This window comes from Streptomyces roseoverticillatus, assembly GCF_000719265.1.
Lineage (GTDB): Bacteria > Actinomycetota > Actinomycetes > Streptomycetales > Streptomycetaceae > Streptomyces > Streptomyces roseoverticillatus.
Genome location: NZ_JOFL01000007.1, coordinates 32926 through 45606 on the forward strand (window position 1 = coordinate 32926; position 12681 = coordinate 45606).

At 68.5% G+C, this 12681-nt stretch carries 7 protein-coding genes and 1 pseudogene; 2 read left to right on the top strand and 6 right to left on the bottom strand.

Annotated elements, in window-relative coordinates; all coding sequences use genetic code 11:
• Positions 1-208 precede the first annotated feature (208 nt).
• The 6 genes and pseudogenes from dxs to IF61_RS35810 all read right to left on the bottom strand — a co-directional run bounded on the left by dxs (position 209) and on the right by IF61_RS35810 (position 8310).
• Positions 209-2188 carry a 1-deoxy-D-xylulose-5-phosphate synthase gene (gene dxs / locus IF61_RS0110075; RefSeq protein ID WP_030365947.1) on the bottom strand — a complete coding sequence of 660 codons (1980 nt, stop codon included), beginning with the start codon at positions 2186-2188 and terminating at the stop codon, positions 209-211.
• 475 nt (positions 2189-2663) lie between these two features.
• Entirely contained in the window at positions 2664-3980 is a 1317-nt protein-coding gene (locus IF61_RS0110080; protein WP_030365948.1) for a sugar ABC transporter permease, read from the bottom strand.
• 224 nt (positions 3981-4204) lie between these two features.
• Positions 4205-4996, bottom strand: a pseudogene (locus IF61_RS0110085) (ATP-binding cassette domain-containing protein); the annotation flags it as partial.
• A gap of 19 nt (positions 4997-5015) precedes the next feature.
• Positions 5016-6122 carry a substrate-binding domain-containing protein gene (locus IF61_RS0110090; protein WP_030365950.1) on the bottom strand — a complete coding sequence of 369 codons (1107 nt, stop codon included), beginning with the start codon at positions 6120-6122 and terminating at the stop codon, positions 5016-5018.
• A 204-nt stretch (positions 6123-6326) separates the two neighbouring features.
• Positions 6327-7526 (bottom strand): ROK family transcriptional regulator, encoded by a 1200-nt coding sequence (locus IF61_RS0110095; protein WP_030365951.1) that lies wholly within the window; start codon positions 7524-7526, stop codon positions 6327-6329.
• Between the two features lie 535 nt (positions 7527-8061).
• Positions 8062-8310 carry an ALF repeat-containing protein gene (locus IF61_RS35810; protein WP_157848585.1) on the bottom strand — a complete coding sequence of 83 codons (249 nt, stop codon included), beginning with the start codon at positions 8308-8310 and terminating at the stop codon, positions 8062-8064.
• Positions 8311-9538: 1228 nt separating this feature from the next.
• Between IF61_RS35810 and IF61_RS0110110 the strand changes: the two genes are divergently transcribed.
• Both IF61_RS0110110 and IF61_RS0110115 read left to right on the top strand, forming a co-directional pair.
• Complete coding sequence (locus IF61_RS0110110; RefSeq protein WP_052392581.1) at positions 9539-11104, top strand: FG-GAP-like repeat-containing protein; 1566 nt, start codon at positions 9539-9541, stop codon at positions 11102-11104.
• A gap of 375 nt (positions 11105-11479) precedes the next feature.
• Positions 11480-12613 carry an acyltransferase family protein gene (locus IF61_RS0110115; RefSeq protein ID WP_078660100.1) on the top strand — a complete coding sequence of 378 codons (1134 nt, stop codon included), beginning with the start codon at positions 11480-11482 and terminating at the stop codon, positions 12611-12613.
• The last annotated feature ends 68 nt before the right edge of the window (positions 12614-12681 follow it).

A 12681-nucleotide genomic window follows, 5' to 3' on the forward strand; every position in this document is an offset into this window, starting at 1 on the left:
GCCAATCTGCGGCTCCGCCGCGTGGGCACGACCGGCCACGCACGACCGCGCCCCGTAAGGGGCGCGGGACGGTGTCAACCTGCGGCTCCGCCGCGTGGGCACGACTAGCCGCGCACAGCCGCGCCCCGTAAGGGGCGCGGGGAACTGCGCGACCAGCCACAGCGGGCCCGCGGCCGACCGACGGCGCTGCCGTACGGAAGGGCAAGCCCTAGTCGCGCACAGGCTCCGCAGCAGCCTCGGCGGCAGTCCCGGACGCTCCGGACGCCTCAGGGGCCGCCCCCGCAATCCCGGGCGCATCCTCAAGCCGCCCGTCAAGCTTGGCGACAAGCCCCGTCACCTGACGCGCGATGTCCGGCGCGGTCAGCCCGATCTCGGCCATGACCTCCTTGCGGGAGGCGTGGTCGAGGAAGCGCGGCGGGATGCCGAAGTCGCGCAGCGGCAGGTCGACGCCGGCGTCGCGCAGCGCCTGGGCGACGGCGGAACCGACGCCGCCCACGCGGCTGTTGTCCTCGACGGTGACGACGACGCGGTGCTCGGCGGCCAGGCCGGGCAGGGCCTCGTCGACAGGCTTGACCCAGCGCGGGTCGACCACGGTCGCGGAGATGCCCTGCTTGTCGAGCAGGTCGGCGATCTCCAGGCACATCGGGGCGAGCGCGCCGACGGAGACGATGAGGACGTCGGGCCGCGTGACGCCCTCGGCGGGCTTGCGCAGCACGTCCATGCCACCGACGCGGCCGACGGCCTCGACGGCCGGGCCGACGGTGCCCTTGGAGTAGCGCACGACGGTCGGCGCGTCCTTGACCTCGACGGCCTCGCGGAGCTGCGCGCGGACCTGGTCGGCGTCGCGCGGGGCGGCGATCCGCAGCTCGGGCACGACCTGCAGGATCGACATGTCCCACATGCCGTTGTGCGAGGCGCCGTCGTCACCGGTGACACCGGCCCGGTCGAGGACGAACGTCACGCCGCACTTGTGCAGGGCGACGTCCATGAGCACCTGGTCGAAGGCACGGTTGAGGAACGTGGCGTAGACGGCGAAGACCGGGTGCAGGCCGCCGGTGGCGAGGCCGGCCGCGGAGGTGGCCGCGTGCTGCTCGGCGATGCCGACGTCGTAGACGCGGTCGGGGAAGGCCTTGGCGAACTTGCCGAGGCCGACCGGCTGCATCATGGCCGCCGTGATGGCGACGATGTCCTGTCGCTCCTGGCCGAGCTTGACCATCTCGTCGGCGAAGACCGAGGTCCAGCTGGCGCCGCCGGAGGCGACGGGCAGGCCGGTGTCGGGGTGGATGGCGCCGATGCCGTGGAAGCGGTCGGCCTCGTTCTGCTCGGCGTGCTTGTAGCCGCGGCCCTTCTGGGTGAGGCAGTGCACGAGGACGGGGCCGCCGAAGCGCTTGGCGCGCTGGAGCGCGGACTCCAGGGCCTCGATGTCGTGGCCGTCGATCGGGCCGACGTACTTCAGGCCGAGGTCCTCGAACATGCCCTGCGGGGCGATGAAGTCCTTCAGGCCCTTCTTCGCGCCGTGCAGCGTCTCGTAGAGGGGCTTGCCGACGACCGGGGTGCGCTCCAGCAGGTCCTTGCCGCGGGCCAGGAAGCGCTCGTAGCCGTCCGTGGTGCGCAGGGTGGCCAGGTGGTTGGCGAGGCCGCCGATGGTGGGCTCGTAGGAGCGCTCGTTGTCGTTGACGACGATGACGAGCGGGCGGTCCTTGGCCACGGCGATGTTGTTCAGCGCCTCCCAGGCCATGCCGCCGGTGAGCGCGCCGTCACCGATGACGGCGACGACGTGGTCCTTGCGGCCGAGGACCTGGTTGGCCTTGGCGAGGCCGTCGGCCCAGCCGAGCACGGTGGAGGCGTGGCTGTTCTCGATCACGTCGTGCGCGGACTCGGCGCGCGAGGGGTAACCGGAGAGGCCCTCCTTGGCGCGCAGCTTCGAGAAGTCCTGGCGGCCGGTGAGCAGCTTGTGGACGTACGCCTGGTGCCCGGTGTCGAAGAGGATCTTGTCCTTGGGCGAGTCGAAGACCCGGTGCATGGCGATGGTCAGCTCGACCACGCCCAGGTTGGGCCCGAGGTGCCCGCCGGTCTTGGAGACGGCGTCGACGAGGAAGGTGCGGATCTCCGCGGCGAGCCGGTCGAGCTGCTCCGGGCTGAGCCGGTCCAGGTCGCGCGGTTCCCTGATGCGGGTCAGCAGGGCCACCCGTGCCTCCTCTTCGTCGAGCTGTCGGCTTGTAGAAACATGTAGAAGTCTTGAAGAACCTCTAGATCCGTCGAGTCTAATGTTCCGCCCGGCGTGGCGATGAACGGGTGATGCGACCTGAGTCACCCGACCGGACGTACGAGCGACGGACGGCAAGGCAAAACGCACCATAGGGGAACGGTCCGGGCGGTCCGATGAGGACCAGGCGGCCCCATTCGCACGTACGGCCGCATGGCGGGCGACCGCGCCCGAAGGGGCGCGGGGAACTGCGCGACCAGCCACGACGCACCGGCAATCGGCAACGGCCGGACGGACCCGCGCATCCGTACACCCGTACGACGGCAATACCCGTACGCAGCCGGGCGCACCGTACACAGGCGGGCCGCGTCCCGCGCGCAAAGACACCGCCGTCCGCCGCCCCGGGCGGGCGGCGGACGGCGGCGGTACGCCGTGGGCAGAGCGCAGCCCGCAGGGCCTACGCCCGCCCCGCCGTCTTCTGCGTCCGCCGCGAGACGGAGTCAATGACGACCGCGGCCAGCAGCACCGCGCCCGTGATCATGTACTGGACGGCCGAAGCGATGCCCAGCAGCGCCATGCCCGACGCGATCGACTGGATCACCAGCACGCCCAGGAGGGCGGACCAGGTCTTGCCGCGCCCGCCGAAGAGGCTGGTGCCGCCGATGACGGCCGCGGCGATCGCGTTCATCAGGAGGCTGCCGGCGCCGGAGGACTGGTTCGCGGCGTTGATCTGCGACGCCAGGAACATTCCGCCGACGGCCGCCATCGTCCCGGAGAGGGCGAAGACGGAGATCCGGACCGCGGCGACGTTGATGCCGGCGCGGCTGGCCGCCTCGACGCTGCCGCCGAGGGCGAAGACCTTCCGGCCGTACGAGGTGCGGCGCAGCACGAGGTCCAGCGCCACGACGACCCCGAGGAAGATCACGACAGCCAGCGGCAGGCCCTTGTACTGGTTGAACAGCCACGCCACCACGTAGGCGGGCACGGCCAGCGCCACCGTGCGCAGCACGATCTCGCTGAGCGGCCGGCTGGGCACGCCCGCGGCCTCGCGGCGCCTGCTGTCGCGGAAGGACACCAGGAAGAACGCGGCCACGGCGACCGTCGCGAGCCCGTAGGCAGCGGCGACGTCGCTGAAGTAGTGGTTGGTCAGGCCGGCGACCAGCCCGGAGTCGTCCAGGTTGATCGTTCCGTTGGAGCCCAGGACCTGCAGCATCAGGCCGTTCCAGCCCAGCAGGCCCGCCAGGGTGACGACGAACGCGGGCACCCCGATCCGGGCGAAGAAGAAGCCGTGCAAGGCGCCGATGACGGCGCCGGAGAGGATCGCCAGGACGAGCGCGAGCCACTCCGGCATGCCTTGGTTGACGTTGAGCACGGCGAAGACGGCGGCCGCGAGCCCGCTGACCGAGCCCACGGACAGGTCGATCTCGCCGAGGATCAGCACGAAGACGATGCCGACCGCGATGAGGCCGGTGCCGGCGGCGGTGACGAAGAGGTTGTTCAGGTTCTCCGCGCCGAGGAAGGCCGAGTCCCTGAGCTGGAAGACCAGGGCGATGATGATCAGGCCGACGACGACGGGGAGGGACCCGAGCTCGCCGCTGCGCATCTTGCGGCGGAATTCGCCCCAGTAGCCGGCGAAGCCTTCCTCGCGGACGAGGAGGCGGGGGTCGACGGCGGGGAGGGCGTCGTGGGCGGGGGCCTGGCCATTGGTTCCGTTGGAACCGTTGGAACCGTTGGCGGCCGGCTCGGTGGACGACGTAGGCAGCTCGGTGCTCATGCGCCCGCCTCCTTCTCGGGCTTGTCGGCCTGGGCGGCCTTGTCGGCGTGGCCAGCTTGGGCGGTCTTGTCCGCTGCGGCTGTCTCGCCGGCCTTCTTGTCGGCCTTCTCGCCGGCCTTATCGGCCTGGGCAGGCTCGGCGGCCTGGGTGGTCGGAGCCGCCTCGGCGGCGCCGGCGGCCGCGGTGGCCGCGGTGGCCTCCACAGCCCCCGCAACCTCCGCAACCTCCGCGGAGCGGGCCCGGCGCCGGGTGACAGCGTTGTCCGTCGCCCCGGTGATGGCGGAGATGATCTCTTCCTGGGAGGTGGAGGCCACCTCGAACGTCCCGTTGTTACGACCGAGACGCAGGACGGCGACGCGGTCGGCGACGGCCTTCACATCGGCCATGTTGTGGCTGATGAGGATGACCCCGAGGCCGCGCTCGCGCAGCCGTTCGACCAGGTCCAGGACCTGCGCGGTCTGCTCGACGCCGAGCGCCGCGGTCGGCTCGTCCAGGATGACGATCTTGGGCTCGCCGAGCAGCGAGCGGGCGATGGCGACGGTCTGCCGCTGCCCGCCGGAGAGCGAGGCGATGGGGATCCGGACACTGGGGATCCGGATGGACAGGGTGGAGAGCAGCTCACGGGCGCGGCGCTCCATCTCGACCTCGTCGAGCACCCCGGCGCGAACGATCTCGCGGCCGAGGAAGAGGTTGCCGACGACGTCGAGGTTGTCGCAGAGCGCGAGGTCCTGGTAGACGGTCGCGATGCCGAGTTCCTGGGCGGCGTGCGGCCGGTCGACGGTGACCGGGCGCCCCTCCCACTCGATGACCCCGTCGTCGGCGGGGCCGACGCCGGCGATGGTCTTGACCAGGGTGGACTTGCCGGCGCCGTTGTCGCCGACGAGGGCGACCACCTCGCCGGCACGGATCTCCAGGTCGACGTCGGTGAGCGCCTGGACGGCGCCGAAGCGCTTGGAGATCCCGCGGAGGGCGAGGACGGGGGTGGCACCGGCCTCGGTGGACTGGGTGGCAGGCATCTGAGGAATCCCTACTCGACTACTTGAGCCCGGCGGAGTCGCACTGGGACTTGTACTTGTCCGTGCAGATCTCGTCGCGGTTGAAGAAGCCTTCCTGACCGACGTACTTCGCGATGTCGCCCTTGGTAAGCGCGAAGGGGGTGACGATGATGGAAGGAATCTGCTTCTGGGTCCCGCTGTCGACGGCGGACTTGGCGATTCCGTCGAGCTTCTTGCCCTGGGCGAGCGCGACGGCCAGCTCGGCGGCGGCGTCGGCCTCGGGCTTGTAGGGCTTGTAGACGCTCATGAACTGCTCGTCGGAGAGGATCCGCTGGACGGCGGAGAGCTCGGCGTCCTGGCCGGTGACGGGCGGGAGCTTGTCGAAGCCGGCGCTCTTGAGGGCGGTGATGATGCCGCCGGCCATGCCGTCGTTGGCGGAGTAGACGCCGACGATGTTGTCCTTGCCCAGCGAGGAGATCGCGCCCTTCATGTTCTCGTTGGCGTTCTCCGGCTTCCACTCCTTGGTGTCGTACTCCTTCCCGATCTTGACCTTGCCGTCGAGGACGGAGTGGGCGCCGTCCTTGTACATCTTGGCGTTCGGGTCGGTGACGGAGCCGTTCATCATGACGATCTGGCCCTTGGAGGCGTTGTCGCCGAGCTCCTTGAGCAGCGACTCACCCTGAATCTTGCCGACGCGCTCGTTGTCGACGGAGGTGTACGCCTTGATCGGGCCCTCGGCCAGCCGGTCGTATGCGACGACGGGAATTCCCTTGTCGTTCGCCTTCTTCACCGAAGAAGCTATCGACTTCGCGTCCACCGAGTCGACGATCAGCGCGTCGACCTTCTTGGTGATCATCGTGTCGACCTGCTGCTGCTGGACGGAGGCGTCCTGCTTGGCGTTCTCGTAAAGGACGACGGTGTCCGCGCCCGCCAATTCCTTGATCTTCTTCTCGATCAGCGGCTTGTCGAAGCGCTCGTAACGCGCGGTCTGGTTCTCCGGAAGGAGGAGCCCGATGGTGAGCGGGCCCTTCTTCTCCTTCTTGGACTCCCCGCCACCGGCTTCCTTGGCGCTGCCGCAGGCGGCGAGCCCGGCGGCCATCGACATGGCCGCCACGGCCACGGCTGCACGACGCAGATGTGTGTTCATTACAGAAACCTCCCTGACATGGCCGCGTCGTTGCGACCGAGGTGGCTGGAAGTCAACTCGGCCGCCAAGGGGCCGTCAAGAAGTAAATCCTTAACGAGATGGCAACGGTGCCATTCGTTATCTACATGAACGCAAGGGCTGGGCTCGGCCCGAGCTCGGCTCGAATGCAGGCGAGCTCAGCCCGAAAGATGATGCCCCCGGGACTCAGGCGGGCAGCGGAGCCCCGACCGGAGCATGCCCGTCGAGCAGCGTGGAATCACCCATCTCGCTCAGCACGAGCGCGAGCGCGCCGAGCACCTCGGCCCGCCCACCGAGCGCGCCGGGGACGACCTCCAACTGCCGGGCGGCACTGGGGATGGCGTACCGGGAGACGGACTCGCGGATGGGCGCGAGGATGAGCTCGCCGGCGGGGGCTAGATCCCCGCCCAGCACCACACGGCGAGGATTGAGCAGATTGCACAGATTGGCCACGCCGCTACCAATATGCCGACCGACGTCCGAAATAACCCGCCGACAGCCGGGATCGCCCTCGCGCGCAAGCTGAACCATGCGAGCGACAGTGAGATCGGTCCCGTGGGCCGAATGGAGCAAGGGGAGGACATACCGGGCGGCAGTAAAGGTCTCAAGACACCCGCGATTGCCGCAACGACACACAGGCCCGGACTCATCAAGCGTGATATGCCCGATTTCGCCGGCGGTGCCGCCGGGCCCCCGGTAGATCTGCCCGTTGATCACAAGCCCGGCACCGACACCACTGGCGACCTTGATGTAGGCAAGATCGGAGGCCCCGCGCCCGGCGCCCCACACGAGCTCGCCGAGCGCGCCAAGGTTCGCGTCATTATCGACGTGCACAGGCACACTGAGCCGTGAGGCCAGCTCATCCCGCGGATTGGTCCCGGCCCAGCCCGGCAGAATGGCGGTGGACCCGAGCGTCCCGGTCTCGACGTCAATCGGCCCCGGCACGCCGAGCCCCACGCCGATGATCTTCCCGGCATCGATCCCGGCATCGTCGAGCAGCCGCCTGACCAGCTGCTCGGCCCGGTCGAGCCCCTGTGCAGCGGAGGCGTCCACATCGAGCGGCTCGGCGTCTTCGGCAAGCACACGCTGGGCAAGATTGCCCACGGCGACCCGCAGATGGGTGTGCCCGAAATCCACACCGACGACGACCCCGGCATCCCCGGACAGCGACACGCTCCGCGCCCGCCGCCCTCCGGAGGAGGTGGGCGTGACCTCGACGGTGCCGCCCTCCTTCAGCTCCCGAACGATGTTGGAAACCGTGGCGGCCGACAGGCCGGTGGTCCGGGCGATCTCGGCCTGTGTGAGCGACCCGGCCGTCCGTACGGCCCGCACGACCCGCTCAAGGTTGGCCCGGTGCAGCGACGACTGCGACCCCGGAGTCTCCACGCCCATCCACTCCCGCCTAGCCGGACACGGCACGCCGGCCGTCCCCGTACCGGACCACAGCTCTGGAGCCCGGCATCCATACAACATATGAACCCTAAGCTGAGCCGCCCGGCGGAGCCCCCGTCAAGGCCTTGAGGCACATCGAGGCCGCCCTGGTATGGAAGGCCTCATACGGAGAGGGGACGCCTCGACGACAGAACCATGCGCGCGCAGCCTGCGGCGGCAAAGAGCAAGATCACCCTTGTTGATCCAATGGCCGGGCTCGTCGTGAACATGACCTACAGGGGTATGCACAATCAGTGAAGCCACGTCGTGCCCGCCGACAGTCCGTGCAGGTCCGCCCTCGAAGGGATTCACTCAGCCCGCATTCATGGAGGGCTTGAAGCCCCGCAAGTTCCTGGCGGGGCTTCAAATGAGTTCAGCCAGCCTCTGCTTCTGGGCCTCCTTGTCCTTCGCACGCGCCTCGAACCGGCCGGTCGCGAGGAAGTGATCCGATCCTGCGGAGTGCCCTTCATCGCCGACTTGCCGGCTTCCCTCACTCCGCGCCCCCGGAGCCGATGATCTGTGGGACCAGAACCTGATTGCCCTCATCCCGGGCCTCAAGCTGACCGACCTCAAGGGACTTCCTCACGTAAGCGGGGGCACCACCGAACGCCATCTTGCCCGCATCCTTCACACCAGGACCCCCGGTGCTGATAATGCGCTGGATCTCGTTCCGGTCCTTCTCTGCCTGCTGGTCCTTTTCGGCAGGACCTTCACCCTGCTGTCCGGCGGACTTCGCCACCGAGGCCTGGGCCGACCGCGCGAACGAACCCGCCGCAGCGCAGGCAGGGCGGCCGGAGCGATAGCGGCCACGGTGGCCGCCACAGTCATGCGCGACAGCTTCGAGACACTCCCCACCCCTTCAGAGCATCTACCCTTCTCTGCGTCGGCCACCTGTAGTAAGGCGAACGCACTTTGCTCCAACGCTTAATTCGGGGGCCGGTGCCCCACGAAACGCATTCAACAAGGGGCTCTGGACCTGCGATGGCAGACATCACGTCACCGTCAACTGAGCTCCGGGGCAAAGTGCCTGATGGCCCGTAGCTATGCGCGGCCCCCGACGACGGGCCCCTTACCCCCGGACACCACTGCGCAGCCGAGGCCCGGCGACCGGCAGCTTACGGAGGGGTGACTGGAGGCCGGTTGGGCGGCGCCGATTGCTCCAATCCAACAAGAAGGCAAGCGTGACCGTGTACATGACACTTCGTCACATGCTTGTCGCATTCGCGCCCCTGACGGGCCTGCACCCCGATTCAGACTGTATGGTATGTTCGCCCATATCGCCTGTCACCGCAGCACCACTCGTAGCTACTGCGGCAGAGAAAACCCTTGGAAGGACTCCTAGGTGATGTCACGTGCCCGCAAACTCCTGCTCGCAGGAGTCGTCGCCGGGGAATTGCCCCGCCAGACCGGGCACCTGACTTCTGGAAATCCCCGAGGCCGTCCGCGTCTCGCCGGGTGACTGCAGTCTCCGCTCCTCGGTGAACGCCGACGGCGGGGCCATAGAGTCCGTCTCGGACAGAACAAGGGCGCGGGAGCCGGCCCCAGGGGGCCGACCCTCCGACCGCAACGACGGCAGTACCACGCAGGCTCTCGAGCTCGTAGCGCGCCGACCGTGACGGTACCGGCCAGGCTCGCCCAGCCGACTCCGACGACACTCACAGCGAAATAGCCCTTCTTCTCAAGTAACACCCAGGGGCTCCGCAACGCGGCAGAACACCGAGGCTTGCCCCATCAAGGTGCAGCAAGCCCCGCAGTAGAACCCGCATGCCTTTCTCGGGCCGCGGCGAAAGAGCGCCGTCCGGCCATGGCTGCCACGAGAAGCCACCCCTCGCACCGCGAGGAAGCATTCCGGGTACCAGAAACGGATATGACAGAGAGTCATTGATTTGAAGAGCAGAAATCGCCTCAGACCGTCGGCGCCGCGGCTGGTCGCACTCACGCTGACCGCGGCACTCGCAGGAGGCCTGATGGCGGCTGATGCCGTCGTCGCCGACCCGCAGCCCCCGTACGCCTCACCCGGCGGTCGTACAGTCGTGGCCACTGCCACCACGAAGGACTGGAAGGTGCCGCACCTGACCGTGATGCCTCTGGGCGACTCGATCACGCACGGCGCCGGCAGTTCGACCGAGTCCGGCTACCGCGGCGAACTGTGGAGCCGGCTGGCCCCGCACGCGGACCAGCTGGACTTCGTGGGGTCCGAGCGGCACGGCAAGCTCCCCGATCTCGATCACGAAGGCCACTGGGGCTGGAAGATCGGCGGTCTCTCCACAAACATCGAGTGGTGGCTGCCGGCCGCGAAGCCGAACGTCGTACTCCTGCACATCGGCACGAACGACCTCAACGACAACTACCACGTGGACACGGCCCCTCGGCGCCTCGGTGATCTCATCGACAAGATCACGTCGGCCGCTCCCGACATGACCGTGCTGGTCTCCTCCCTGGTCCCCTCCACGACGGCCGATACCCAGAGGCGCATCGAGCAGTTCAATGCCGTGGTGCCCCAACTCGTGACGGAACGGCGAGCCAAGGGCTTGCGCGTGGGATACGTCGACATGAGCGCGGTCACCACGGACGACCTTGCCGACGACCTCCACCCCAAGGACAGCGGCTACGTCAAGATGGCGGAGGCCTTCGCCGCCGGAGTGGCCCGGGCCGCGGAGAACGGCTGGATTCAGCAGCGCGTGGACGTCAGGCCGGCCGCGGCGCGCCGGGCGGCCCCGCCCGGTGACTACCGGGTCGACATCGACGGCGACGGCAAGGCCGACTACCTCGCCGTCCAGGACAACGGCTCCGTGAAGGCCTGGATCAACAACGGCGGCACCGATCACGGCAGCTGGAGCGGACGCGGCACCTTCGCCACCGGAGTCGGCGAACCCGGCAGCAAAGTCCGCTTCGCCGACATCAACGGCGACGGAAAAGCCGACTACCTGGTCCTCAACGACGACGGGACCGTGAAGGCCTGGCTCAACAACGGCGGCACCGGCCACGGCGGCTGGAGCGAGCGCGGCACCTTCGCCACCGGAGTCGGCGAACCCGGCAGCAAAGTCCGCTTCGCCGACATCAACGGCGACGGAAAAGCCGACTACCTCGTGGTCCACAAATACGGGGCAGTGCAGGCCTGGCTCAACAACGGGGGCACCGGCCAGGGAAGCTGGATCGGGCTCGGCACCATCGTCGGTGGCGTCGGCGAACACGAGGACAGCATCCGTTTCGCCGACATCAACGGTGACGGAAAGGCCGACTACCTCGCTGTCCAGGACGACGGCTCCGTGCGGGCCTGGATCGACAAGGGCACCGACGGACGCGGCCGCTGGAGCGAACTCGATTCCTTCATCCCCGGCGTCGGCGAGCCCGGGCACAAGGTCCGCTTCGCCGACATCAACGCCGACGGCAAAGCCGACTACCTCATCCTCCAGGACAACGGAGTGATTCAGGCCTGGATCAACGGCACCGGTGACGGCCGGGGCAGTTGGACCGAGCGCGGCACCTTCGCCACCGGGGTCGGCGAGCCCGGCAGCAAGGTCCGGATCTAGCGCGCCCCCGAGACGGGCAGGGAACTGCCTCTCCCCGCATCTTCGGTGTACCGGAACCGTGGGTAACAGAGTTCGCGGGCGAGTCGTGATGCCCCGACTCGGCGAACCTGTGACGGAGACACCTCGTGTAGTGACCATCTTGCATATAAGATGGGCGCTTCGTGCTCATTCGTTCTGCAGCCGGGGCCGCATTCCTGCGGCCCCGGCCACCCGCAGTACAGCCTGTGTCCCCTGCCCGCGACCACCGGGCGGGACACAGGCCTTTCCGTGGGCCCCGGGGACGCTTCGCCCAGGGCCCGCGCCATGCCCTCGCCAGGCTCCGCGATGTGACCCACGCCGCGGAACTCGCCTGCTCTTCACCTGGGATAGCCGACAGTGAGTCTGATAACCCCCACCACCACCGAGGTGTCCAGCAAACCCCCCGTCTCACGGGTGCGGCTGGACTCGCTCACAGGCCTCCGGTGGTACGCGGCGCTGCTCGTCGCCTGCTTCCACTTCTTCTACGAGGAGGTGTCGACCGGCACCTCGGTGCACGTCTTCCGGCTGAAGGAGGTCGTCTACGCCGGCCCCTCGGCGGTGTCGTTCTTCTTCATCCTCTCCGGGTTCGTCCTCGCCTGGTCCGCACGACCCCGCGACACCGTCACCGGATTCTGGCGGCGCCGTTTCGCGCGGATCTACCCGAGTCACCTGGTGACCTTCTTCGTCGCCGTGCTCACCATGATCTGGATGGGCAAGGCCCTCGATCCCCGGATCGCCCTGACCAACCTCAGCCTCACCCAGTCCTGGATTCCCAACCGGAAGGACTGGTGGTTCGGGTACAACGGCGTCTCGTGGTCACTGAGCTGCGAGTTCCTCTTCTATCTGAGCTTCCCGCTCGTGGTGAAGATCATTCGACGGTTCTCCACCCGGGGACTGTGGGCGACCGTGATCGCCGGCAATCTGTGCGTGGTCCTGGCCCCGCTCGCCGCCGGCCGGATCGCCCACGCGACGGGCTGGGACCCCAAGTTCATGCTGTACATCTTCCCGCCCGTCCGGCTGCTCGAGTTCGTGATCGGCATCGCGGTCGCCCTGCTGGTGAAGAGCGGGAACTGGCGCGGCCCGGGGCTCACCACCAGCGTCGCCCTTTCGGTGCTGGTCGTCTTCGGGCCGTCCCACGTCATGCCCTTCGACTTCCACTGGGCCGCCGACACGGTCGTTCCGTACACGCTCACCATCGCCGCGGCGGCCCGTGCCGATGTCCGAGGAGAGCCCTCACCGTTCCGGAACCGCGTCACGGTCTACCTGGGTGAGGTCTCTTTCGCCTTCTACCTGGTGCACGAAATGGTCATCTTCAGCGTCGACCACTTCCTCAAGAAGCACCACCTGCTCATCCCGGTGAGCCTGCACCTCGGGCTGGTCCTGGCAGTGTCTCTCTTCGGCGCGGTACTCCTCCACGAGTACGTGGAGAAGCCGGGCGTGAAACTCCTCTCCGCCCGGCGCCGGAAGCGCAGCCCGGCCGCGGCGGCCTGACCGGCGGGTCGTGGAATGACGGTGGGCGGGGCCCAGTACCCCGCCCACCGTCATGCGCACTGGGTGAC